General features: G+C 62.8%; 19 protein-coding genes. 6 read left to right on the top strand and 13 right to left on the bottom strand.

Going from position 1 to position 23,570, the window contains the following annotated elements; translation table 11 throughout:
- The first annotated feature begins 47 nt into the window (after positions 1-47).
- From I6E51_RS11105 to I6E51_RS11095, 3 genes are all read left to right on the top strand, one after another.
- A complete protein-coding gene (locus I6E51_RS11105; RefSeq protein WP_197110346.1) occupies positions 48-1,001 on the top strand; it encodes an RHS repeat-associated core domain-containing protein in 954 nt (317 codons plus the stop codon).
- Between the two features lie 617 nt (positions 1,002-1,618).
- Positions 1,619-3,016, top strand: a complete 1,398-nt coding sequence (locus I6E51_RS14575) for an RHS repeat domain-containing protein (protein WP_197110345.1) — start codon at positions 1,619-1,621, stop codon at positions 3,014-3,016.
- A complete protein-coding gene (locus I6E51_RS11095; RefSeq protein ID WP_197110344.1) occupies positions 3,004-3,429 on the top strand; it encodes a hypothetical protein in 426 nt (141 codons plus the stop codon). The genes I6E51_RS14575 and I6E51_RS11095 overlap by 13 nt, the downstream gene beginning before the upstream one ends.
- A gap of 97 nt (positions 3,430-3,526) precedes the next feature.
- Here I6E51_RS11095 and I6E51_RS11090 read toward each other — a convergent pair whose 3' ends face one another.
- Positions 3,527-4,297: an MBL fold metallo-hydrolase gene (locus I6E51_RS11090; RefSeq protein WP_197110343.1), complete on the bottom strand. Its 771-nt coding sequence runs from the start codon at positions 4,295-4,297 to the stop codon at positions 3,527-3,529.
- 11 nt (positions 4,298-4,308) lie between these two features.
- On the opposite strand from I6E51_RS11090, the gene I6E51_RS11085 reads away from it, so the two are divergent.
- Positions 4,309-6,231, top strand: coding sequence for a thioredoxin domain-containing protein (locus I6E51_RS11085; RefSeq protein ID WP_197110342.1), 1,923 nt, complete (start codon positions 4,309-4,311; stop codon positions 6,229-6,231).
- A 25-nt stretch (positions 6,232-6,256) separates the two neighbouring features.
- Here the strand turns inward: I6E51_RS11085 and I6E51_RS11080 are convergent, their stop codons facing one another.
- The 8 genes from I6E51_RS11080 to I6E51_RS11045 all read right to left on the bottom strand — a co-directional run bounded on the left by I6E51_RS11080 (position 6,257) and on the right by I6E51_RS11045 (position 15,617).
- A complete protein-coding gene (locus tag I6E51_RS11080; protein ID WP_197110341.1) occupies positions 6,257-6,607 on the bottom strand; it encodes an HNH endonuclease in 351 nt (116 codons plus the stop codon).
- 31 nt (positions 6,608-6,638) lie between these two features.
- Entirely contained in the window at positions 6,639-7,868 is a 1,230-nt protein-coding gene (locus tag I6E51_RS11075) for a CynX/NimT family MFS transporter (protein ID WP_197110340.1), read from the bottom strand.
- Positions 7,865-9,295, bottom strand: coding sequence for an amidase (locus I6E51_RS11070; RefSeq protein WP_197110339.1), 1,431 nt, complete (start codon positions 9,293-9,295; stop codon positions 7,865-7,867). Before I6E51_RS11070 ends, I6E51_RS11075 begins: the two co-directional genes overlap by 4 nt.
- A complete protein-coding gene (locus tag I6E51_RS11065) occupies positions 9,292-10,353 on the bottom strand; it encodes a P1 family peptidase (RefSeq protein WP_307783925.1) in 1,062 nt (353 codons plus the stop codon). The genes I6E51_RS11070 and I6E51_RS11065 overlap by 4 nt, the downstream gene beginning before the upstream one ends.
- Entirely contained in the window at positions 10,350-12,173 is a 1,824-nt protein-coding gene (locus tag I6E51_RS11060) for an ABC transporter ATP-binding protein (protein WP_197110337.1), read from the bottom strand. The genes I6E51_RS11065 and I6E51_RS11060 overlap by 4 nt, the downstream gene beginning before the upstream one ends.
- Positions 12,170-13,048 carry an ABC transporter permease gene (locus I6E51_RS11055; RefSeq protein ID WP_197107593.1) on the bottom strand — a complete coding sequence of 293 codons (879 nt, stop codon included), beginning with the start codon at positions 13,046-13,048 and terminating at the stop codon, positions 12,170-12,172. The genes I6E51_RS11060 and I6E51_RS11055 overlap by 4 nt, the downstream gene beginning before the upstream one ends.
- Positions 13,045-13,992: an ABC transporter permease gene (locus I6E51_RS11050; RefSeq protein WP_197107591.1), complete on the bottom strand. Its 948-nt coding sequence runs from the start codon at positions 13,990-13,992 to the stop codon at positions 13,045-13,047. Before I6E51_RS11050 ends, I6E51_RS11055 begins: the two co-directional genes overlap by 4 nt.
- A 113-nt stretch (positions 13,993-14,105) precedes the next feature.
- Positions 14,106-15,617, bottom strand: a complete 1,512-nt coding sequence (locus I6E51_RS11045) for an ABC transporter substrate-binding protein (protein ID WP_197107589.1) — start codon at positions 15,615-15,617, stop codon at positions 14,106-14,108.
- Positions 15,618-15,830: 213 nt separating this feature from the next.
- On the opposite strand from I6E51_RS11045, the gene I6E51_RS11040 reads away from it, so the two are divergent.
- The gene (locus I6E51_RS11040) at positions 15,831-16,595 is read left to right on the top strand and encodes a FadR/GntR family transcriptional regulator (protein ID WP_197107587.1); all 765 of its coding nucleotides are present in this window, start codon (positions 15,831-15,833) and stop codon (positions 16,593-16,595) included.
- 12 nt (positions 16,596-16,607) lie between these two features.
- On the opposite strand, the gene I6E51_RS11035 is transcribed toward I6E51_RS11040, so the two are convergent.
- The 4 genes from I6E51_RS11035 to I6E51_RS11020 all read right to left on the bottom strand — a co-directional run bounded on the left by I6E51_RS11035 (position 16,608) and on the right by I6E51_RS11020 (position 20,887).
- Positions 16,608-17,180 (bottom strand): CoA-binding protein, encoded by a 573-nt coding sequence (locus I6E51_RS11035; RefSeq protein WP_197110336.1) that lies wholly within the window; start codon positions 17,178-17,180, stop codon positions 16,608-16,610.
- A 2-nt stretch (positions 17,181-17,182) separates the two neighbouring features.
- Positions 17,183-18,487, bottom strand: a complete 1,305-nt coding sequence (locus I6E51_RS11030) for an O-acetylhomoserine aminocarboxypropyltransferase/cysteine synthase family protein (protein WP_197110335.1) — start codon at positions 18,485-18,487, stop codon at positions 17,183-17,185.
- A 72-nt stretch (positions 18,488-18,559) separates the two neighbouring features.
- A complete protein-coding gene (locus I6E51_RS11025) occupies positions 18,560-20,245 on the bottom strand; it encodes a dolichyl-phosphate-mannose--protein mannosyltransferase (protein WP_197110334.1) in 1,686 nt (561 codons plus the stop codon).
- Positions 20,246-20,311: 66 nt separating this feature from the next.
- Complete coding sequence (locus tag I6E51_RS11020) at positions 20,312-20,887, bottom strand: TetR/AcrR family transcriptional regulator (RefSeq protein ID WP_231600030.1); 576 nt, start codon at positions 20,885-20,887, stop codon at positions 20,312-20,314.
- Positions 20,888-21,023: 136 nt separating this feature from the next.
- Here I6E51_RS11020 and I6E51_RS11015 point away from each other — a divergent pair, with 136 nt between their 5' ends.
- Positions 21,024-23,567, top strand: coding sequence for an MMPL family transporter (locus I6E51_RS11015; protein WP_197110333.1), 2,544 nt, complete (start codon positions 21,024-21,026; stop codon positions 23,565-23,567).
- Positions 23,568-23,570: the final 3 nt, after the last annotated feature.

Genomic DNA, 23,570 nt, shown 5'->3' with positions numbered 1-23,570 from the left:
CGGGCGAGTCGCCGGAGGTTATCCGTTACACGTTTACTGCTGGTGGCATGTTTGGTGTGTTGGATGGTGCTGGTGCTCTGATTGAGGAGACGCTGTCGTTGCCGGGCGGGGTGAGTGTGTCACTGCCAGTAGGGGCGGATGCGAAGTGGTCGTATCCGAACCTGCACGGTGATTCGATCGTCCTCACCGACCATGTTGGTGTTCGGATTGGTGTGCGGGCGGCGTTTGATCCGTTCGGGCAACCCATCGATCCGGTCACCGGCGATATTGGCACGGAGGTTGCGGATGACGCGGTCACGGATACCTCGCCGGGCGATGCGGATTACGCATTCGTTGGCTCGCATCGGAAGCTCTATGAGCATCAGGGGTCGATCGCGACGATTGAGATGGGTGCCAGGCAGTATGTTGCCGGGCTCGGCAGGTTCCTCGAGGTTGACCCTGTTGAGGGTGGGGTGACGAATGCTTATGACTATCCGGCTGACCCGATCAACCAACTAGATCTTTCGGGCGAGGCGGCTGGTGACTACAGCTACGACTATGAGGATGAAATCGGCCCAGTTTCCGTCTTTGGCACTCCTGAAAAAGCAATGGCAGTGTTTCAAGCAAATCCATCTAGCATTTTTCCATTCCCGGTGACGGGGTGCGCCTCACTTACGAACGGTTCTTCGTGTCATCTAGAGGCTCTATTCGGTGTTCCAGGCGTAAACGGGGGAGGAGATGTTGTTGTCGCTGCGGGTAGGTCAACTACTGTATTCACTGTCACTTCGAAGGAGTATTTCGTCGGCCCCGGCTCCAAGGTCGGCTTCCAATTTGTTCAACGTAAGGCGACTCTCTATCTTCGACACTTTTCAACTGCAGTTGCGGTGAGACCTACAGGGCGATTCGGGCATACGGTGGGAGCCGATAGGCTGCAGTGGAAAAATATGGCTGCGAACTACCGTCGTTTTGTTCATCCAAATATTTGGGTTCCCGGGCGAGGCTCTAAGTGGATCGCGCGATGAGGGCAGGGAGAGCGGGAATGAGAAAGATCGTTAGAAATTTACTGATCAACTCTCCGCTCTGGCAGGGATTCGTCTTCTTCGGGTCTGCAGCCGGCTTCGTTCTGTCGGGATTGTTCATAACTGTTTGGACGCTACCAAGTTTATTTAGGAGCGTGGCTGCCAACCCGGTGACAGCAACAGGGGCTATTACGTTCTTTCTTGTTGCACTGGCGGTGGGGCAATTTCTCGGGATTCTCTGGGGGCTTAGCGCCTCGACGGGTTCCATCGTCACTGGGCTCCTAGCTCGCAGGTTCGCTCGCACCCTCGGCTCTCGGGTTGTGGTCGTGGCGTGTGGAGCCGTCATTGGGGCGGTTGCCTTCGGGCTTCTTGTTGTTGCCCAATTCACTGGTTGGAACCCGATCGCTCTATGTGCGCCAGTCGCCACCCTTGTAGCGGGCGGGTTCGGAGCCTTAACAGCTCTACGGGAGCGTTCAGGTTCCAACCTTCAGACAGCGGCCGAAGCTTGTCGAAACGATTGAAGTTGTAGTTTCTACTCCCTCGTACTCGAGTGCGGCGCAGCTTCGGGCGTGCAGTCGCAGTCGGGCCGGATTATTCAGAACACTTTGTCGGATTCGTGGGTGGCTGATCCGCGTACGGAAACCTCTTCTTACGCGTTCGATGCTGCTGGTCGTTTGACCCAGGCGGTCATCCCGAGGCATGTGCTGTCGTACGGTTTCGGCGACACCACGTGTGGTGCGGGGGCGAGTGATCTTGCCGGTCGTAACGGTAACCGCACGTCGTTCTCGGATGTGAAGGATGCGGGCGTCCCGATCACAACGGACTACTGCTATGACGCTTCTGACCGGTTGATGTCGACGGCGGTGGCGGGTGCTCCGGCGGGGGCAAACACGTTGCTCTCGACGAACTTGGGCGCTGCGAGCCTGACGTATGACGCGCATGGCAACACGACCAGGTTGGCTGATCAGCAACTGTTCTATGACGGCGCGGATCGGCACATGAAGACAGTGTTGGATGACGGCACCGAGATCGAATATCTGCGGGATGCGACGGGGCGGATTGTCCAACGCAGCTCCCAAGCGCCGGGCGAGGATGCGGAGGTTATCCGTTACACGTTTACTGCCGGTGGCATGTTTGGTGTTCTAGACGGTGCCGGTGTGCTGATTGAGGAGACGCTGTCGCTGCCGGGTGGGGTGAGTGTGTCACTCCCGGTGGGCGCGGATGCGAAGTGGTCGTACCCGAACCTGCATGGTGATTCGATCATCCTCACTGACCACCTCGGTGCTCGGATCGGTGCGCGAGCGGCGTTTGATCCGTTCGGGCAACCCATCGACCCGGTCACCGGCGACATTGGCACAGAGGTTGCGGATGACGCGGTCACGGATACCTCGCCGGGCGATGCTGATTATGCGTTCGTCGGCCAGCATCGGAAGGTGTATGAGCATCAGGGTTCGATCGCCACAATCGAGATGGGTGCCAGACAGTATGTTGCCGGGCTCGGCAGGTTCCTCGAGGTTGACCCTGTTGAGGGTGGGGTGACGAATGCTTATGACTATCCGGCTGATCCGATTAACAGGCTCGACTTGAGCGGGCGTTGTTCTTGGGACGTAGCTTGCGGCGTAAACGGGGCCGATGAGGATAGAACTTGTGGTAGCTGGGACGGGTATCGAGGGTGCGAGCGCTTTGATCCAGTGACCGAAGATGAGATGGTGTACGCAGAAACGGCGGCCACCGCTCTGAGCGTACTGATTCCGGGCGGGCTGCTAGCTGTCGGTCTGAGAAAAGTTGGCGTCTCTGCGAGTATGGCGGCGATTCGCAAGTTCGTTAAACCGGTCTTACGTTGGGGCCCCCAGACGCCTGGAACGGTGAACAGGGTGTCATTGGGCGCCTCACCTAAATACTGGGAGAAACTTTCTCCTTTGAAGAAACGTCTGCTTCCTGTTCATGTCCATCTGGAGCGAGCGAAGCAAATCGTTACTTTTCACCGTTCGGGTAGAGTCTGGGGGTGGCCCCGTTGAATGTAGTTGACAAGAAGGCCCTCCTAAGCGAGCTGGCGAGCACTGCGGTCGGAATGAATTCTGATGTTGGAATAGACGGCGTTCCTCCACACCATCATGCTTTCCTGAAATTGACGTCACCTTCCGCCCCAGACGATTATGCGATCATCTCGCTGGGGGGTGCCGGGTGGTTTCAACTGGAGATACCGGGCCCCTACTATCACCTTCAGGCTGATGATCTCGCCTCCGATGAAGACACTATGGAATATTTGGAAGAATACTTGCAGGCCGCAACCGCGTACCTCGATGGCCGCTGGTCACTAGGTAAATCGCGGTTCTTCCGGCTTCCTTTCGTCACAATTCACTTGGAGGACAGACCTCTCAAACTCGGCCTGTCGGTGGGCGATACCTTTCGGCGAGTGTTTAGGCGCTGACACACCCGCGTTGCGAGCTCCCGTACACCCTCGAAGCCGGTCCTGATCGCGTCGTCAAGCGAGACCATTAGTGAAGATAAATCAGTTTCGGGAAGCGCTACGCGCCCGCAGCCAAGCACGCAATATTCACCGCAACCCCTGGCGGCGTCTCCACGAGCAACCCCGTCCCCGCGAACGCAGCCTCGAGGTCGGCGCGGGTTTCGGTGAAGTGTTCCCACCCTTCGGTGTGGAGGCCGACCACATGGGTGGCGCCCAAGATGCGGGCGGCTTCTGCGGCATCCGCTGATGTCAAAGTGAGAGGGCCGTTGACGGCGGAGATGCGGGCAGCGCCCGCGAAGAGCACGGCGATGCTGATGTCGGGGAAGCGGTCGGCGATTTGCTGCACCAGCGGCAGGGAGGCGTTGTCGCCGCTGACGTAGATGGTCGGTTCGCCCTCGGCCTGCAGCACGAAACCGGTGACCGGGCCGAGCCGGGCCTCAGAACCGGGAGGGCCATGCAGGGCCGGCACTGCGGTGACGGTCACGGCGCCGACTTCGCGGGATTCCCAGGAGTCGAGGCCGAGAACGCCGCCGCCGAAGAGGTCAGAGCCCGCCTTCATGGTGCTGATCGTCAGCACACCCGTAGCGAGGAGTTCGAGTCCCTCGTAGTCGAGGTTGTCTTGGTGTTCGTGATGTGAGAGCAACACCAGATCGACAGCGCCAACATCCGCTCGGCTCAGCGCCGGACCCGCCGTCTTGGTGAGCGGCACACCGCCCTCGTCGGGGTAGAGCTGCGGGGCATCGAATGTGGGATCAGTCACGATGCGCAATCCCGCATATTCGAGCAACGCGGTGGGGCCGCCAATGTAGGTCACGGTCAACTTCGACATACTCTGAGACTATGCCCAATCGTCTGGAAACTGCTGCGAGCCCGTACCTGAGATCACACGCCACCAATCCGGTGGACTGGTGGGAGTGGTCTGCCGAAGCTTTTGCCGAAGCCGAGCGCCGAGATGTGCCCGTGCTCGTCTCCATCGGCTACTCCACGTGCCACTGGTGTCACGTGATGGCGCGCGAATCCTTCAGCGACCCCGTGTTGGCCGCCTACCTCAACGAGAACTTCGTGGCGATCAAAGTCGACCGCGAAGAGCACGCCGAAGTGGACTCCACCTATTTGGCGGCGGCATCCGCCTTCACTCCCAACCTGGGCTGGCCGCTCAACGTGTTCGTCACCCCTGCGGGGCGAGCATTCTTTGCCGGCACCTACTGGCCGCCGACCGCGGTGGGGCAGCATCCCGCATTCCGGCAAGTACTTGAATCGGTGACGGATGCGTGGACTGCGCGGCGTGAGCAAGTGGAGACGAGTGGTGCTGCGATTGCCCAAGCGCTCGCCCAGAGCCGCGGTGTGGAGAGCGAACTCGTCACCGACTTTGCCGACGTTATTGACGCGCTCGCGGCCGCCGAAGATCTTGACCATGGCGGATTCGGCGACGCCCCCAAATTTCCGGTGACGCCGGTGCTGCGGTTCCTGCTTGATCGCGGTGCCCGCTCCGCCGAACACTCGCCCGAGGCGACCGGCCTCGCTGACCGCACGCTGAAGGCGATGGCGGCATCCGCCCTGCGCGACCCGGTCGATGGCGGCTTCTTCCGCTACTCCACCCAGGCCGACTGGACCGATCCGCACTACGAACGCATGCTCTACGACAACGCCCAACTGCTTGCCGCCTACGCGCTCGCCGACTCGGCTGAGATTGCCACGGGCGTCGCCGAGTTCTTACGCGACAAACTGCTGCTGCCCTCGGGAGCATTCGCATCGGGCCTCGACTCGGAAAGCACCGTCGACGGCAAACGCGTCGAAGGCTTCTACTATTCGCTGGATGCCGAGAGCCGCGCCCGCGTCGAAGCCCCGCCCCGCGACGACAAGATCCTCACCGGCTGGAACGGTCTTGCTATCGAAGCTCTCGCTTTGGCCGGCGCTCGTCATGGCAACGCCGAGTGGATTGCGCTGGCCCGCGGTGCCGCCGACTTCCTGCTTGCTGAGCATGTGGGTGTTGGCGGTGTGGGGCAGCGCCTAGTGCGCACCTCGATCGACGGCATCCTCTCCGACGCGGCAGCAACCCTCGAAGACAGCGGAATGCTCGCCCAAAGTCTGCTCGAACTCTCCATTGCCACCGGCGAGGTTCGCTACGCGCTCGCTGCCCGTGACCTCGTCGACGGGGCGCTCGCCGCCGGCGCCGCAGGGCGGGGTAGCTCACCCTTCGGCCTCCCCGGCGGTAGCGACTCCGTGCTCGCCGCGCAAGGACTCTCGACCGAAGCCGACATCAGCGACGGAGCCCACCCCAGCGGCCTCAGCGCCATGGCCGCCGCCGCGCACACCCTTTTCGCGCTCACCGGCGACGCCCAATACCGGGATGCCGCCGAGGCTTCTATGAAGCTGGTCGGCCAACTCGCAGCCCAGCAACCAATCTCGTTCGGAACCGCCCTCACCCTCATGTCGGAACTCGGTGCACCCCTGCGCCAACTCGTCGTCGTGACGGCGGGCGAGGCGGGCGACGCGGGCGACGCGGCCGGTGGCGCCTCCGACGGAAGCGCCGCAACGAGCGGCGAGCTCACGAGTCTGGCGCGCAGGCTGCACCGCGCTGGGGGCATTGGTGTCGCGGTCTCGCAGGCTCAGGCGGAGGCTTTTGCGGCATCCGGCTTTGAGCTGTTTGCTGCCCGCACCGCGACCGGCGGCGCACCGACGGCCTACCTGTGTGAAGAGTTTGTGTGTCGCCTGCCACTCACCGATGCGCCGGCGCTGCGAGCATTGCTGGGCGCGAACTAGCGTTCGTAGACGTCGCGCCGGCGAGCTAGAGAATCCCGAGCGCCTGCCGCACGTGCACGTATTGCGTGAGGAAGGCGCGTTCGTCGAGGCGTTTGCGACGCATCCAGGAGGTCACTTCGCTGTTGCTTTTGCTCGCGTTGCAGGAACCGCAGGCGGGAACGACGTTGCCCACGGTGTAGCTGCCACCGCGAGAGATGGGCTGAACGCAATCTTTCTGCAGTGCAGAGTCGGTGGCGGCCGTGGCGCAATAAGCGCAGCCGCCCCACTCGCGCTTGAGCGATTCCCACTGCTCGGCGGTGAGATCGTTGTCGGCAGCGTCGACACGGCGTTTGCGGCGTCGTGCAGCACGCGCCCGTCGAGTGTGAGCTACAGCCATAGAGCTAAGTTAGTGCACCGCGGGCCACCGCCTAGGCTGACGTCGCCGTGGCATGCGACCGCCGCGAGCCCCCGCCCGGGTTCTCTAGAGTTCCCGGAGTCATCAGTAGCAGTGCGACGCCACCCACCACGGCGGAGGCGACGAGCAGCACGATGAGGGGCGCCGTCCAGTTGCCCGAGATGGCGTGAACGACACCGACCGACAGCGGTCCGAGGGCTCCGAGCACGTAACCGACTCCCTGCACGAAGCCGCTGAGAGCAATTGAGCCCTCGTAGGTGAGGGTGCGCAGGTTGACGAGCAGCAGGCTCAGCGGAAAGATCAGCGTGCCGATTCCGAGGATGGACACCCACAGCCACGTCATGACCGATGGCGCCACGATGAGGCCGAGGTACCCGACAACGAAGGCGGCAACGCCCGGGTAGACGAGGTGCAGGGGTTCGCGCATCCGATTCGCAATAAACGGCACGAGGATCGCGGCAGGGATGCCGATGGTCGCGAACAGCGAGAGAAGTTGCCCGGCTTCAGTTTCGGTGGCTCCCGCGGTCGATACCAGCATGGGGGGCAGCCACGCGAACATCGCGTAGCCGTTGAAGCTGGAGATGGCGAAGATGAGCGAAACGCCCCACGCGATCCGTGATTTCCAGAGGCCACCGATGCGGGGCGTCGGGATTGTGGAGGCGGCATTGGCGGTGTCTCGACTGCGGCGCCCGACAACGAGTGCGATCCACGGGATGATCGCCAGCATGCCAATGAGTGCCCAGGAGCCGAGCGACTCACGCCAGCCCGTCGCCTGCGCGAGAGGCACCGCCAGCAACGGTGGCACGAGCGCGCCAACGGAGATAAGCGTCACATACAGCGACGTGACGAGCCCGATGCGTCGCGGAAAGTACTTCTTGACCAGCGGAGGCAAAAGAACGTTCGCGACGCCCATGCCTAGGAAAGCGAAGATTCCACCCACGAGCAGACCCGCGAACGAGAAGCTCGTCGCGCGCACTAGCTGACCGCCCACAATTGCCACGAGAGCGCCAAGCAGAATCCACTCCGCGTGCAGGCGACGACTGACCAAATGCATCGTGAGGCCGGCGACAGCGAAACATGCCGGCGCGAGCATACCGAGGATGCCGAGAGCAACGCTGTCGAGCGAAATGTCCCGCTGCACGGCGACGATAATCGGCGACAACGATGCGACCGCCGGGCGAAGGTTCAGGGCGACGAGCAGGATGCCGGCCAGGGCGAGGGGGCCGCCCCAGCGTCGATTCACAGTGGCCAAGCCGGGGCGGCGTCGGACGGGCGGGTCTGCTCGTACCAGTGGCTGGCGCGCATGACTTCGAGGTCGTCATAGCGGCGCCCGGCGATCTGTAGTCCGATCGGGCGACCGTCGGCGGTGAAACCACAGTTCAGTGTCGATGCTGGCTGTTCCGAGAAATTGTAGGGAGCCGTGTAGGCAATGTGGTGCAGCGAGGTTGCGGCATCATTGCTGGGCATCGGCCACTCGGCAGGGAACGCCGCGACGGGCGATGCTGCAGACAGCACCAGATCGTAGGGCGCGGTGGAGCGCACCGTGCTGTCACGCATCGACTGAATCGTTTGGTAATGACGCAGCGATTCAACGCCGGTAACTCCCTGCCCGGCGAGAACCCAGTCTTGGATGAACGGCAGCACCATCGCTTGACGCTCCGGGCTCAGCGCCTCGAAGTCTCCGAGCGAACGCACCCGCAAGAACATGTCGAGGTCATCGAGATACTCCTCGGTCATGGGCGGGGCTATCTCTGTGATCTCGGCACCGGCGGCAGCAAAGTGGCTGACGGCATCCTGAATCGCAGCGGCGACCTCAGGGTCGGTCGGCAAGCCAGCGCCACCCTCCAAGTGGAAGGCGACCTTCTTGCCGCGCATCGCAGCCTCAAGGTCGGGATAGTGGATGTCGCTCCAGTCGAGATCTTGCTGGCCGAGGCTCGTGTAGTCACGAATATCGGGTCGCGTCATCACGCTCATCATGAGGGCAGCGTCATCGACCGTGCGGGTGAGGGGGCCAGCGACGCGACCCATGTAAGGCGGATCGACGGCGACGCGTCCCGAGCTGGGCTTGAGCGTGACAAGCCCGAGCCACGTTGCCGGAAGGCGCAGTGATCCGCCGATGTCAGAACCGGAATGCAGCGGGCCAACGCCCGCCGCCGCTGCAGCACCGGCTCCACCACTGGAACCACCAACAGTCCACGCAGGGTTCCAGGGGCTGCGGGTGATGCCGTGCAGCGACGAGACACCCGAGGAGAGCATCCCGTAATCAGGCATCACAGTGATGCCGAAAATGACGCCACCCGATTCTTTGAGGCGGGCCGCGAGAGGGCCGTCGGCGGTGGCCGGAGGCGCGTCGAACTTCGCTGCCGTGCCCGAGGGCTGGCTGAAGCCGGCCAGCGCTACGTTCTCTTTGATCGTGGCCGGAACGCCGTCGATGGCGCCCAGCGGTTCGCCAGCAGCCCAGCGCTTCTCGCTCGCCTCAGCCGCAGTGGTGGCCCCCGCGGCATCGATGGCATAAAAACAGTTCAGCTCAGCCTGCTTGGCTTCCGCTCGCTCGAGCACAGCGCGGGTGACCTCGACGGGGGAGATCGCTCGGCTCGCGAAGAGAGAAACAAGTTCAGTAGCGGTCAGCGTTGCCAGCGATGCGGTGCTGCCGGTGGGGGTGGCGGTCATGCGAGGACGCTCCAGTCGAGGTCAGTGGGGAGAGGGAAACGTTCCAGAGTCACGACCGGGGTCGTCACGGTGCGGGCGCAATCAATGGCATCCAGGATCGCGAGACGCATGGCTTCGGCCGCTGCGGTTTGCAGAGCGAAGAGCGACGCTACGCGGCCGCTGCGGTCATCGCCGGCCAGTTCCTTTTTGGACGTAGCGAGCACAAAAATGGTGTCGCCATCGGTGAGCGTGTGCACGGGGTTCAACACCCGAGCGAACCCATCGTGGGCGGTCGTCGCCGTGCGCGACGCTTCCGCCGGATCGAGAATCGCATTCGTCGCGACTACAGCGATGGTCGTGTTGAGTCCCTGCGGCGGCGATGCCGAATGCACCGGCTCGAGTCCAGCCGCCGCGGCTGCAGCCTTACCGCTTGCGGTAGTGGACGCAGCCGTCTGAGGAAGCCACGGCATCCCGACCGCATTAACGACCACGATTGCCCCGACGATGATGTCTCCGTTGTCTCCGGGGAGAGTGACCGAGGCTGTGCCGACGCCGCCCTTGTAGAGTCCGCCGAGCGCGCCACCGGTGCCAGCACCGACGTTGCCGCGCTCAACAGGGCTGAAGGGTGGGCTGGCGGCAGCGGCTGCTGCGGCGTCGTAGCCCATCTGCTCGGTAGGGCGATTGCCAAATTCTCCACCGCGCCCGAGATCAAAAATTGCGGCAGCGGGAACAATCGGCACCACCTCGTGGGGGAGAGTTCCGACGAGAATTCCGCGCTCATCCTCGGCACACCAGCGCTGAGCGCCCTGGGCCGTGGCGAGCCCAAAAGCACTCCCGCCCGTGAGTACAACTGCATCGACCGTGGGCACCAACGTGCGTGGATCGAGGGCATCGGTCTCGTGAGTGCCGGGGCCACCGCCGCGCACATCAACGCCGCCGATGGTGTCGGCGTCAGGCAACACCACGGTCACGCCGCTGAGCCAACCATCGCCCTGCTTGTTGACCTGACCAACACGGATGCCGTCGACATCAGTAATGGAACCAACGTCGCGGCGGCCGGCGCCGACTGCGCCGCTCACGAGCGGGCCCGTCCGGCGAGCTCGGAGATCGACGGTGTCGCACTCACGAGCTTCTGGGTGTACGGGTGAAGGGGATTGTCGTAGACGTCGTCGGTAGGGCCGCATTCGACGATGCGACCATCCGACAGCACCGCAACGGTGTCGCACGCGTGCCGGATAACCCCGAGGTCATGCGAGACGAACAACAGCGTGAGAGCGTACTCGTCGACTAGGTCTGAGAGCAGGTTGAGGACCTGTGCGCGCACCGAAACATCCAGAGCGCTCACGGCCTCATCGGCCACCAACACACGAGGACGCGTGATGAGGGCCCGCGCGATCGAAATGCGCTGGCGCTGACCACCGGAGAACTGGTGCGGATGACGGTGCATGACATCCGCCTCCAAACCGACAGATTCCAGCTGGGCAATCACTCGCTCGCGGGACTCATCGCGGCTGACCCCGCGCAGTGGCTCAGCCACGATCTGCTCGACCTTCATGCGCGGATCGAGCGACCCCATGGGATCTTGGAACACGATCTGCACTTGGCTGCGGAAGTCGCGCAACTCGCGCTCCTTCGCGCCCGCAAGCTCTTGCCCGGAGACCGTGATGCTGCCGCCGGTGGGCTCATCGAGGGCACACATCAAGCGCATCAGCGTCGACTTTCCCGACCCTGATTCGCCGACGATGCCGAAGCGCTGGCCCTTGGCCACATCGAAATCAAGCCCGCGCAGACCGTGCACGACGGGCGGCTTGCCGAAGAGCTTGCCACCACCGCGGCGCTTGTACTGGCGTGTGAGGTCGCGCACCCGAATCAGCGGCTCGCCCTCGATTTCGTTGAAGATGATCCGCTCATCCGGGTCGGTGCGGCGCTGGTGAGGAATGACGAAATCGAGCGTGCTTGCCGACGCCGGAGTGGCGATGGTCGGCTCCACCGGGGCGGTCGGAGCAGCAGGCTCCTCCAGCGCAGCGGCGAGCTCGGCAGCGGTGGGAAGCGTGATCGCACTGGTCGCAATCGTGTGCAGGCGACCCCGCTCATCCACGACAGAAAGGTTCGACGCGGCGATGAGTGCTTTCGTATACGGATGCTGCGGGTTGGTGATGACCTGCTCGACCGTTCCGTCTTCCACAATGTCGCCCTTGTACATCACGAGCACGCGCTCGCAGACCTCAGCGACCACTCCGATGTCGTGGGTGATGAAGAGGAGCGAGGTGCCGCGTTCGGTGACGAGCCCCTCGATCAGGCGCAGCACTTCTGCCTGCACCGTGACATCCAGAGCGGTGGTCGGTTCGTCGCACAGCAGCAGCTGGGGGTCGTTGGCCATGGCCATGGCGAGCATGACGCGCTGGCGTTGACCACCCGAGAGCTGGTGGGGGAACGCGAGCGCGGCTTCGGCGGGGTTCGGTAGCTTCACTTGCGCCAACAGCTCAACGGCGCGGGCGGCGGCCGATTGGCCTGCCGGAACCGTGCCGTGCTGCGTCATGATTTCGGCGACTTGCGCGCCAGCTTTCATGAGCGGGTTCAGCGCGGTCATGGGCTCTTGGAAGACCATGGCCATGGTGTTGCCGCGCAACTGGCTCAACGTGGATTCGGAGGCGTGCACGAGATCTCCGTGGCCACCGGCAAGGTGAATCTCGCCATTGGCGGCGAGTGTGTCGGGCAGCAATCCCATAACGGATGTTGCGGTCAGGGATTTGCCGGAACCGGATTCTCCGATGAGTCCGACGCGCTCACCGGGGGCGATGTCGAAGCTGATGCCGTGCAGTAGCTCGGCGAAGGCGGAGTTGACGGTGAGGTTGCGAACGCTGAGCGTCGGTTCGATGGGGGAGTCTGTCGTGGTCATCGTTTTACCTGCATTCTGGGGTCGAGCCGGTCGCGTAATCCGTCACCGAGGAGGTTGAAGCCGAGCACCGCAATCGCGATCGCGATTCCGGGCCAGACGACCAAGAGCGGTTGAACGTAGAGGTACCCCTGGGCGTCTTGCAGCATGCGGCCCCAGGAGGGGGTCGGCGGGGTGGTTCCGAGGCCGAGGTAGGAGAGGGCTGCTTCGGCAAGCACGGCGATGCCGAAGGAGACGGATGCTTGCACGATAAGAATTCCGGAGATGTTGGGCAGCACGTGCTTTACGCCCACAAACCAGCCGTTTTTTCCGGAGGCTTTGGACGCCTGCACATACTCACGGCTCATCACCTGTTGAGTGCCACTGCGGGCGATTGAGGCGAAGGATGGCGCTGAACCGATGCCGAGCGCGACCATCGCGGTGGTGGTGTTTGCTCCGAAGACGGCACCGAAGATGATGGCGAGCAGCAGGGCGGGGAAGGCGAGCAGGATGTCGTTGCCGCGCATCATGAACTGGTCGAGTCGTCCTGGGTTCATGCCAGCGACGATTCCGAAAGGAACTCCGAGTACAGCCGCAATGCCGACGGCGACGATTCCGACGATCAGTGAAATTTGGGCGCCACGAAGGATCGAGCTGAGTACGTCGCGACCGAAGTTGTCGGTGCCGAGGAGGTGCTCGGCACCGGGTGGAAGCAGAAGTTCTCCGGGAAAGACACCTTCGGGGTCGAACGGAGTCCAGAACGCGGAGAGCACGGCGGCGAAGACGATGAGCCCGATCAGGATGATGCCGACGACGAGGTTGCCGTTGCGGCGTTTGCCCGAAGGAATGGCGTTTTTGCGCAGGCGCGGGGCTGCGGGAGCGGGAGTGGTTGTCGTCATGATGCGCTCCGGAGTCGGGGGTCAACGATGGTGTATGCGATGTCGATGAGAAGGTTGAGCAGCAGTACGAGGGCCACGAGAACCATCACAATTCCTTGGATGCTTGGCAGGTCGCGCAGGGCCACCTTGTCGAGCAGGAGGCTGCCGAGGCCGGGGATCGCGAAGACGCGTTCGATGACGACGGCGCCAATCAGCAGCGATGCAATTTGAAGGCCGAGCACGGTCATCACAGGAATGGCGGCGTTACGAAGGCCGTGTCGCATGAGCGCACGGTTGGGGGTGAGGCCCTTGGCGCGGGCGGTGCGAAGGAAGTCCTCGCGCATCACCTCGAGTACCGATGAGCGAACGTAGCGGCTGAGCACTGCGCCCTGCACCGAGCCGAGCGCGATGGCCGGAAGGATGAGGTGCTCGAGAAAGCCAATGAAGTCTTCTCCCGGGTCGTCCCAGCCTCCAGCCGGCAGCCATTTGAGCTTCACGGCGAAGAGCGCCACAAGAAGGATTCCGAAGAGAAAGCCGGGGATCGAGATTCCGATCTGGCTGATGCCGGAGATGATCACGCCGTCGGCTTTGTTCTGGCGAACGGCCGAGAGGATGCCCATGGGGATGGCGAAGAGCAGCGCGAGGATCACGCTGGAGATCACGAGCACTCCGGTGATGGCAAGAGCGTCGCCGATCTGGGGCCCAATTTCTTGACCCGACACCGTTGAGGTGCCGAAGTCGCCGATGAGGAGGTGTCCGAACCAGTCGAAGAACTGAGCGTAGAGGGGGCGGTCGAGGCCCATGAGTTGCTCTTGGGCGGCGACTTGAGCTTCGGTGGCGTCGATGCCGAGGGCGACGCGCGCCGCGTTGCCGGGGAGGATCGACAGCATCAGGAAGGTGATGATGGATGCCGCCACCAGAGTCGCAGCAAAGATGCCGATTCGGCGGGCGATGGTCAACAACATGATTGGGCCTTTTCGCAGTGATGGATCTGGGGCCTGGCGGGCGGAGCCGGAGCGTCAGGGATGGTGACGTACCGGCCCCACCCGTCAGGGGAGTGGTGCTGGTGAGGCTAGTTCTAGCGTGCGATTGTTGTCAGGTCGAATGACAACGTCGGCGCGTTCAGCGGAACCCCGGTGAGGTCAGCGTCTGCCGCCGTCACGTTCGGGTTCAGGAAGAGCCAGTCGGCCGCGGCTTCTTCGGCCATGGTCGCGGTGGCTTCCTTCATCAACTCGACGAAGGTTTCTTCGTCGCTCGCGTCAGCTTCAGCGAACAGTGCCATTACTTCGGGGTTGTCGTATCCCGCGTAGTAGGTTGGCGCCGCAAATGCGCTGACATCGCGCGGTTCGGTGTGAGCGATGATCGAGATGTCGTAATCGTGGTTGGTGAAGACCTCGTCGAGCCAGACTGCGGGGAACTCCAGTGTGGTGACGTCGGCGGTGATGCCGACCTGCGCGAGCTGATCCTTGACGACCTGTCCGGCATCCACCGCGTAGGGCAGGTTGGGGAGCTTCATCGAAACGGTGAGGTCACTGACGCCTGCTTCGGCCAAAAGTGCTTCTGCCTTGGCGGGGTCGTAGGGGTAGAGGTCAACGAGTGAGTCATCGAACCAGGGGTCAGTCGGCGGAACCATCGAGCCGATGATCGAACCGTAGCCGCTGTTCACGGTGTCGAGCACGGCCTGGCGGTCGACGGCGTACATGACGGCTTGACGAACGCGAACGTCGCTGAAGGCGTCGCTCTGGTTGTTCAAGGTCATCGTGGTCTCGCCGGTTGATGTTCCCTCGTAGACGGCAAAGTCGTCATCCGATTCGAACTGACCGATGAGCTGGTACGCGGTGAGGGCGGAGATGAGGTCGATATCTCCACCGAGCAGGGCGTTGGTCTGTGCTGTGGCGTCGGCGTAGTAGTTGAACGTGACGTCGCTCATGAAGGGTGCTTCACCCCAGTAGTCGTCACGCTCGGTCAGCTCGAGGCTGGTGCCTGAGGTGAATTCGCTCACGTCGTAGGGGCCGGTGCCGACCGGGTCGGTGGCGAGGTCATCGATGCCGTCCGGGCTGAACATGGTTCCGACCGGGCCGGCCATGTTGAAGAGCCAGCTGTTGCTCGGAGTGCTGAGCGTGATCGTGACCTCGGTGTCGGAGACAACATCGACGGATGCGATGGGGTCGAGGTAGCCAGGGCCGTTAGCGGTCCAGTTGTCGGCGACGCGTTCGAGGCTGAACTTGACGCTCTCGGCGGTGAAGGGCGAACCGTTGGAGAAGGTCACGCCTTCGTGGAGCAGGAACGTGTAGACGAGTCCATCGTCGCTGACCGAGTAGGACTCAGCGAGCAGCGGCTGGATGTCGCCGGCGTTGTCGATTTTGACGAGGCCTTCGTAGACGTTGTAAAGCAGTGCCTGCGGGATCGCGGCACCGCCGGTGGTCGAGTAGTCGAGGCTTGCCGGGGAGGCAAGCAGGCCGACAACAAGCTCGGTGCTTGCGGCAGCATCGCTGGAATCGTCGGCGGCTGAACATCCGACGAGTGCGAGGGAAGCAACCATTGCGGTTGCGGTGATGGCGAGGGATTTCCGCCGGGTAAAGGACCTCATGTCTTGACAATCTCCTTGGTTTGTTTCCGATTTATTGCGGGAAAGGGAGTGGTGCGAAACGGGGTTGAAATGTGATGGATAACGGCCCGAAACAACTGGTCTGACCAGTACACTTGGGACGTGTCCGATAGTGTTGCACGCTCCACGAGGGTCGTCAACACGGGGCGCGAAATGATCAAAAATCGGCAACAATGATGTGCAAAAGGAAAGTAGATGACTGACAAAACTGAGTTCGTCGCCGTCAAGCCTGTGCGCGCGTATGAAGCGATCGTGGAACAGATCGAGCAAGCGATCGCCACGCGTCAACTCAACCCCGGAGATCGTCTGCCGAGCGAACGAGACCTGATGGGCACCTTCGCTGTGAGCCGCGCGACCGTGCGCGAAGCCCTTCGTGTGCTCGAAAGCGGTGGGCTGGTGCGCTCACGCCCCGGCGATCCTCGCGGGCCAGAGATCCTCCAAGCATCACCGGCAACGCTGCATAAAGCGATGAACCGCTTGGTGCGCAGCGGCACAATCCAGCTCACTGAGCTGGTTGAATTCCGCGTCATGCTCGAAGGGGCATCCTGCACCCTGGCTGCCGAACATCGCACACCGGAGCAGCTCGAAGTAATGCGCACCGCGGTGGAAGCCATGGAGTCGAGCATCGCCGGCGGCTCAGCGGCGTTTAGCCAAGCAGATGTCGAATTCCACGCCACGGTGTGGGAGGCAAGCCACAACCAACTCATGCAGATTTGCGGTGATGCCGCCCGCGGCGCGCTCGTTGATCTGGTCAACGACCGCATCAACAGTGCGCCAGACTCCGGCGCGCAAATGAAGCTGTCGCTCGCCCATGACTACGAAATCTTCAACGCCATCGAAGCCCAGGATGGCGCTCGGGCTGGGCAGCTCGCCCGCACCTTCGTTATTGAGTACTACGGCGACATGATCGAGCACGGCGATCGCAACGGCCTTGCCCTGCTGGGAGTGCCGAGCGAGTAACGCCCCGTGAGGCTAGCGCCCCGCGCGACGCGACGAGATAACCCCGGTGTCGAAACCCATGAGGTTGAGGCCACCGTTGAAGCGTGCGTGCTCGACCTTAAGGCAACGGTCCATGACGATGGTGAGCCCCTGCGATTCGGCGTAAACGGCTGCCTCTTCATTCCAGATTCCGAGCTGAACCCACACGGTCGTCGCGCCGAGGGCGAGTACGTCCTCGACCACGGCGGGGATGTCGCTGGCCTTGCGAAACACATCGACGATGTCGGGCACTTCGGGCAGCGACGCGAGGTCGGGATAGGCCTTGTGGCCCAGAATCGTGTCGGCGTTGGGGTTCACGAAGTACACGCGGTAGTCGGTGGACTGCAGCAGATACGTGCCCACGAAGTAGCTCGACCGTGAGGGATTCGGGGAGGCCCCGACAATGGCGATTGACTTCGCCGCGCGCAGGATCGCGGCACGCTTTTTGGCATCCGGCCCCACCCAGGTTCGCTGCGACTTGAGCAGTTTGGCGAGCGGGGAACTGGCGGGCAGATCGCACGTGAGCCCATTGCTGAGCTGGGTGGTCTGCACTTCTTCTGTCGACATCCTTAGCCCTTCACTGCGATGGTCAGCGCCTGATCGAGGTCGGCGATGATGTCTTCTGGATCTTCGATTCCCACGCTAATGCGCACGACACCCGGCAGTACACCGCCGTCGATGAGTTGCTGCTCGGTGAGTTGCGCGTGTGTCGTCGACGCGGGATGAATCACGAGCGTCTTCGCATCACCAATGTTGGCAAGGTGGCTGGCTAGCTCAACGCTCTCAATGAACTTCTGACCGACGGCCCGACTGTTCTGCGTTCCCGTGCCGCGAACCTCGAACGAGAACACCGAACCGGCACCCTGGGGCAAATATTTCTGCGCACGCTCGAAATGCGGATGCCCCGGCAGGCCTGCCCAGTACACGGTTTCGATGCGCGGGTCGGCTTCGAGCCACTCGGCAACGATGCGGGCGTTGTCGACGTGGGCTTGCATCCGGAAAGGCAGAGTCTCAACACCGGTCGCGAGCAACCAGGCCGAGTGCGGCGCAAGGGCGGGCCCGATGTCGCGCAACTGCTCAGCGCGCAATCGAGTGAGGAAGGCGTATTCGCCAAAGTTGCCGCTCCAGTTGAGGCCGCCATAGCTGGGAACAGGCTCATCGAAGAGGGGGAAGTGCTCGTTGGCCCAATCGAAACGACCACTCTCGACGACGACACCGCCGAGGGTGGTGCCGGCACCGCCGAGAAACTTGGTCGCCGAGTGAGTGACGATATCGGCGCCCCACTCGATCGGGCGGCTCAAATACGGGGTCGCGACCGTTGAGTCGATAACGAGCGGAATGTTGTGGGCGTGCGCGACCTCAGCGAGTCCCTCAATGTCCGCGATCTCGCCTGAGGGATTCGCGATGGTCTCCGCAAAGATCAGCTTCGTCTTCGGGGTGATCGCCGCCGCATAGTCGGCAGGGTCGGAGGAGCGCACAAACGTGGTCTCGACCCCGAAACGGCGCAGCGTGACATCCAACTGCGTAATCGAGCCGCCATAGAGGTTGGCACTCGAGACAATGTGATCGCCAGCACCCGCGAGCGCCGCGAACGTGATGAATTGCGCGCTCAGTCCGCTGCCGGTGGCCACAGCGCCGAGGCCGCCCTCAAGCGAAGCGACACGTTCCTCAAAGCTGGCTACCGTCGGGTTGGCCAGCCGGGAATAGATGTTGCCGTACTTCTGCAGAGCGAAGCGGGCGGCGGCATCCGCGGTGTCATCAAAGACGTAGGCGCTGGTCTGATAGATCGGCAGAGCGCGAGCGCCCGTCGCCGCATCAGGGATGTTGCCCGCGTGAATTGCACGCGTGCGGAAACCATAGTCGCGATCAGCCATGGCTTCAGGCTACAGAGAACGGATGCCGCCAGCGGTCTTTCGACGTAACAGAACGCCACGAAAGTGGTCGGTCTAGATCCACGTCGGCAGCCACCAGCGCAGCCTCAGGAGGTCGTAGTCGATGGTTTGGCCGGTCCAGAGCGGCCAGAAGAACACGCTGACCGCGATGGCGACGACGACAAAGACGGCGACGACGCCGAGCCCGCTCGTGCGTCGATAGCGATCGTCGTCGGATCTGCCGATGATCACCCCGAGGGCGGCCACGAGCGCCAGGATCAGGTACGGCTCGAACACGATTGTGTAGAACTGGAACACGGTGCGGTTCAGGTAGAGCAACCACGGTAGGTAGCCGGCGGCGACGCCCATCAGAATGAAGCCGGTCTGCCACTGGCGGTAGCGCACCAGCCGGTACACGAGGTACAGCATGGCCGCGGTCGCAGCCCACCAGATGATGGGGTTGGCGATTCCAGAGATGGAGGCGCCGCAGGCATCCGCGAGACAGCCGTCGTCGCCGCGGGACAAGTTTTCGTAGAACATGCTCGTGGGGCGGATGAGCAGCAGCCAGGTCAGCGGGTTTGCTTGATACGGATGTGGTCGGCTTTCGCCCACGTGGTAGCTGTAGACGCTCGACTGAAAGTGCCACAGGCTTTGCAGGTCGAGCGGCACCCAGCTGAAGAAACCTGTCCACGCGTTGCCGTCGTTTTCGGCCCAGTTGCGGTCGTAGCTGTTGTCGCTGAGGAACCAGGCGGTCCACGTGCTGAGGTACACGAGCAGCGCAATCGGCACGGTCAGCAGGAAGCTGACGGGGGCTTGCTTGAAGAGAGTGCCGGAGCCCCAGAAGCTGATGCCGGCGCTGCGGCGCGCCAGAGCATCCACTACCAGGCTGTAGACGGCGAAGGCGGCCAAAAAATAGAGACCATTCCATTTGACGGCGGCAGCAAGCCCGAAGGCGACGGCGGCGAGAATGAGCCAGGGCCGCCACCACAGCGCAGGACCCCATTCGGTGCTCGCGCCGCGGAGCCCACGGCGACTGATCCACAGCGCCAGCCGGGTGGCCGAATGCTCGCGATCCAGCAGCATCGCACCGACCCCGAGCAGGGCGAAGATCATCACAAAGTTGTCGAGCAACGCGACCCGACTCATGACAATCGCGTTGCCATCGATCGCCATCAAGAGCCCGGCGAGAGTCGCCAACAGCGTGGAGCCAAACAGTTTCTTGGCGATCAGCATGAGCACCACGACCGCGAGAATGCCGACAATGGCGGTCGCGATGCGCCAGCCAAAGGGATCTTCGCCTCCGCCCGGCAGCATGCCCAACCCGATCAGCCACTTGCCGAGCGGCGGATGCACCACAAACGACGGGTCATTCAGAAAGATGTTGACCTTGCCGCTGTTGAACAGGGCATCGGCTTCGGCTGGCCACTGTGCCTCGTAGCCGAGATTCACGAGCGTCCACGAATCTTTCACATAAAAGGTCTCGTCAAACACCAGCGACGACGGATGCCCGAGGCCAACCAGTCGCGTGAATGCTGCAATCAGCACCACAATCGCCGGCCCAGCCCAGCCGAGCCAGCGGCGGGTCAGCGGACTTCTCGCCGCCCACCAGTGATCGAGCGCCGAGCCCTCGTCGGCGGCATAGTGGCGGCCCGGGGGTGCTGAAGAATCCGAAGCCTCTGAGCCGTCCGAAATCTCAGACGCACGTGCCGGCGACTCGTTCGACAGGATGTCGTCGAAGTCGCGCGGGTTCGTCTGGCTCACCCCGCAATGGTACTGAGGGAAACCATGCGCTGCAGACCGGAGCCCAGTGTTCTGGGGGAGTCGACGCTAGCTCGCGGGAAAGATTTCGTCCCAGCGCCCACTCGGAGTTCCGAAGGACTGCCAGATCCAGGTCACTGCGGTCTCGGCCGATGGGCGCGGTTCCATCGCGAGCCACGCTTCGATGATGCCGAAGGTTGCGCCGGTGATGCTGGCACTTTCGATGTCGAGGGCAATGCCTTCCAGCTGGTCGCTGCCGTGGTTGATGATTCCTTCGCGCACGATCTGTTTGAGCCGGGTGCGCATGCGCGAGGCGACGAGGGCTGAACCTCGTGGACCTAAAACGCTCGAGTAGACCGCAGCGTTGGCATCGATGTGGCCGAGATAGTTGCTGAGCGCGGGTGGGGCTGTGGCGCTTTCGGGGTCGAGGTCGGCCAGTTGAACGCCGGCCTCATCCGCCGCGGCTTCGATGGCGAAGGCCAACAGGGTCTCTTTGTCGGCGTAGTGCTGGTAGAAGCTGCTGCGGTTGACGCCGGCGCGTTCGGCGATGTCGCTGACGGTTACTTCGTCGAAGGCGCGTTCTTGGGTGAGGGCGAAGAGTGCCTGTTGCAGGCTCTGTCTTGTTCGTTCTACGCGCACATCCATTCTTTGATTCTGGCAGACAATCTCACCGCGAATGTGAGTTTTCCGACAGTTGTTGGAAAACTCGTTGAAGACGAATACGATGGCCATGGCCCGATGAAGTGCCCCGTACTGTTTTCTACGAGAGGTCCTCTTCAGCATGGCTGAACTTCTGTATCGCCTTGGCCGACTCTCGGCCCGCCGCGCTTGGCTCTTTATCGTGAGCTGGATCGCTGTTCTTGGTCTCGCCGTTGGTGGCTTCGCCCTCTTCGGCGGCACGCTGTCGTCGACGATGTCGATTCCCGGCACCGAAACAGAGCGTGTGGCCTCCGAACTCACCGACCGCCTCGGTGACATTGGCGGCATCTCAGCCACCGTTGTGTTCGGTTCAGAAGATGGCGAAGCGTTCTCTGCTTCGCAGCAGTCTGAGATCACGGATGCTCTCGCCGAGCTCACCTCACAGAACGATGTCAGCGCGGTCATCGACCCCTTCGAGACTGACGCCCAACGCGACGAGCAAGCGCAACAGATCGTGGACGGTCGCGAGCAGATCGACGCAGGCAAGCAGCAGATCGTTGACGGCCAGGCCCAATTGGATGCAGGCGCTCAAGAACTTGAGGCTGGTCAGACCCAACTGGATGCCGCGATCGAGCAGGCCAAAGTGGCAGGCTTCTACGAGGCATCCGTCGCCCAGTTCGATGCCCAACAGGCTCAGATTGATGCCGGACTAGCCGAGCTCACCGCCCAGCAGGCCACGATCGACGAGAACGCGACGCTGCTCGACGAGCAGGAGCAGCAGCTTGGCTACGGCGAGCGCCTCATGGATGCCGCCGCTGCAATCACCTTTGTCTCCGACGATGGCGCTACGGCGCTCGGCCTCCTCACGTTCGACAGCGAACTGCTCGACCTCTCGGGGGAGACGAAGAGCGCGATCGCTGCTGAGCTGGATGCCATCCAGATCGATGGAGTGACCGTCGACTATTCGTCGTCGATTGCGACCTCGACCGATGGCCTTCTCGGCATCGGCGAGTTGATCGGTGTGCTGTTGGCCGGGCTCGTCTTGCTCGTGCTGTTCCGCTCGTTCTTGCCTGCGGTGCTGCCGATCGTGTCATCGCTCATTGGTGTTGGCGTGGGTGTTGCGGGTTCGCTCGCGCTGTCGGGCGTCGTAGAAATGACCTCGGTGACACCGATTCTTGGTGTGATGCTTGGCCTCGCTGTCGGAATCGACTACACACTCTTCATCGTGCAGCGTCACCGTCGTCAGTTGGCGGCGGGCATGGAGCTCCACGAGTCGATCGGTCTCGCCAATGGCACGTCGGGCAACGCGGTGTTGTTCGCCGGGTCGACGGTGTTGGTGGCGTTGCTCGCCCTCAATGTCAGCGGCATCCCGTTCCTCGGTGTGATGGGAACGGTCGGCGCCGTCTGCGTGCTCGTCTCGGTTCTCATCGCGGTCAGCCTCACCCCGGCACTGTTGTCGTTGCTCGGCACTCGCGTTCTGTCGCGTCGCGCCCGCCAGGAAATCGGTCATGAGGTGCACAAGCAGGTTGCCGCCCGACCGATGCGTACGAGCCGCGCGATTGCGATTCTCGTGGTTGCCATTCTCGGACTGCTCGTGGTTGCAATCCCCGCGCTCTCGATGCGTCTCGGTTTGCCGGATGGCTCGTCTGAGCCGGCCGATTCGACCCAGTACCGTGCCTACACGACGGTCGCTGAAGAATTCGGTGCCGGTCAGAACGGTGCGCTCTTGGTCACGGCCACCCTGCCCGAAGGTGTGGAGGAGGATGCCGTTGTCGAGACGCAAGCCGACCTCGCCGACATGCTGCTGGCCTTCGATGACGTCGTCGCGGTTGCCCCCGTTGGTGTCTCGGATGAGTCAGATTACTTCGCGTTCCAGGTCATCCCTGTTGACGGTCCGTCGAGTGAGTCGACCGGCCAACTCGTGCATGACCTGCGCGACAGTTCGCCGCTCGATGGTGGAATCGAACTCGGTGTTGCGGGTTCGGCCAGCGGAAACATCGACATCTCCGAGAAGCTCGCGGGAGTGCTGCCGCTCTACCTCGCCGTGGTCGTGGGGCTCTCGCTGCTCATCCTGATTCTGGTCTTCCGTTCGCTACTCGTGCCGGTTATTGCGACTCTCGGCTACGTGTTGTCGCTGCTGGCTGCGTTCGGCGCGATGGTCGCCGTGTACCAGTGGGGCTGGTTGGGTGCCGTCTTCGGCGTCACCGATCCGGGGCCGCTGTTGAACTTCGCCCCGATCATCATCATGGGCGTGCTGTTTGGCCTCGCCATGGACTACCAGTTGTTCCTAGTTTCGGGCATGCGCGAAGCGTACGTTCACGGTGTCCCGGCTAGGGCCGCGGTCATGAGCGGATTGCGCAGCGGGCGAGCGGTTGTCACGGCCGCCGCGATCATCATGATCGCCGTCTTCGGAGGCTTCGTCTTCTCGCACCTCGCGATGGTGCGCCCGCTCGGCTTCGGTCTTGCCGTCGGCGTGCTGTTCGATGCCTTCGTCGTGCGGATGCTGCTCATCCCGTCGCTCATGCACTTGCTTGGGGCCTCCGCGTGGTGGCTGCCGAAGTGGCTTGACCGCATCCTGCCCAGTGTGGATGTCGAGGGCGCCGCTCTCGAGCGCAGTCACCCCATGCACGTTGTTGCTCCGGATGACGCGAGCAGCAGTTCAGAGCCTGCACCCGCTGAGCGCTAACCG

The organism is Salinibacterium sp. NSLL17, from assembly GCF_015864935.1.
Taxonomy (GTDB): Bacteria; Actinomycetota; Actinomycetes; order Actinomycetales; family Microbacteriaceae; genus Rhodoglobus.
Note: the sequence above shows the minus strand (reverse complement) of the source record. Positions and strands in the feature narration are given on the sequence as shown.